General features: G+C 73.1%; 1 protein-coding gene. It reads left to right on the forward strand.

Annotated elements, in window-relative coordinates; translation table 11 throughout:
* Window positions 1–198 precede the first annotated feature (198 nt).
* Window positions 199–1,224 carry a 6-phosphofructokinase gene (locus ABZ951_RS33855; RefSeq protein ID WP_344096853.1) on the forward strand — a complete coding sequence of 342 codons (1,026 nt, stop codon included), beginning with the start codon at window positions 199–201 and terminating at the stop codon, window positions 1,222–1,224.
* Window positions 1,225–1,311: the final 87 nt, after the last annotated feature.

The raw sequence follows: 1,311 nt of genomic DNA on the forward strand, positions 1-1,311 counted from the left end.
GCTGATTTCAGCCCGTCCGGCGATTGAGGACGCGCCCGCAGGGCGCTCGCCGCCGCAGGCGGCCACGACGGCCCGCAGCCGAAGAACCGCCCGCATGACGGACAGCCACACCTCCGTAACGCCCGCACTTGTAGGGTGACGGGGATCCAGCCGGACGACGGGGTCCGGTCACCGGCCCTGTTGTGAAGGTTTGCTCCCATGCGCATAGGCGTACTCACGTCCGGCGGCGACTGCCCCGGGCTGAACGCGGTCATCAGGTCCGTCGTGCACCGCGCCGTGGTCGACCACGGCGACGAGGTCATCGGCTTCCGCGACGGCTGGCGGGGGCTGCTGGAAGCCGATCACCGCCCCCTGGACCTGGACGCCGTGGCCGGGATCCTGGCCCTCGGCGGCACCGTCCTCGGCTCCTCGCGGGTGCAGCCCGCCCAGCTGCGCGACGGCGTCGAGCGGGCCCGCCGCCACGTCGCCGAGCTCGGGATCGACGCGATCATCCCGATCGGCGGCGAGGGCACCCTCAAGGCGGCCCGGCTGCTCTCGGACGCCGGCCTGCCCATCGTGGGCGTGCCCAAGACCATCGACAACGACATCGCCGGCACCGACGTGACCTTCGGCTTCGACACGGCCGTGGGCGTGGCCACCGAGGCCCTCGACCGGCTGAAGACGACCGCCGAGTCCCACCAGCGGGTCCTCATCGTCGAGGTGATGGGCCGCCACACCGGCTGGATCGCCCTGCACTCGGGCATGGCCGCCGGCGCGCACGCGATCGTCGTGCCGGAGCGGCCCTTCGACATCGACGAGCTGACGGAGGTCGTCGGCCGCCGCTTCGAGGCCGGCAAGCGCTTCGCGATCGTGGTCGTCGCGGAGGGCGCCAAGCCCCGCGAGGGCTCGATGGCCTTCGAGGTCGGCGGCACGGACGTGTACGGGCACGAGCGGTTCGCCGGCGTGGCCCGGCAGCTCGCCGGCGAGCTGGAGAAGCGCCTGGACAAGGAGGCGCGACCGGTCATACTCGGCCACGTGCAGCGCGGTGGCACCCCCACCGCCTACGACCGGGTGCTGGCCACCCGCTTCGGCTGGCACGCGGTCGAGGCGGCGCACGAGGGCGCGTTCGGGATGATGACGGCGCTGCGCGGCACGGACATCACCCTGGTGCCGCTGGCCGAGGCCGTCGAGCGGCTCAAGACGGTGCCGCACGAGCGGTACGCCGAGGCCGAGTGCGTCCTGTGAGCTGATCCCGCCCGCTCTCCGTGGACGTAACTCGCGGTCTCGCGGCTGCCGTTCTCCGGTCCCGCGTAGGCGACGCGCTTCATGCCG

Origin of the sequence: Streptomyces sp. NPDC046215 (genome assembly GCF_040646215.1) — a bacterium.
GTDB lineage: Bacteria > Actinomycetota > Actinomycetes > Streptomycetales > Streptomycetaceae > Streptomyces > Streptomyces stramineus.

Excerpts from the sequence above, each read along its gene's own strand:
- ABZ951_RS33855 (WP_344096853.1), top strand. The coding sequence starts at position 199 with ATGCGCATAGGCGTACTCACGTCCGGCGGCGACTGCCCCGGGCTGAAC.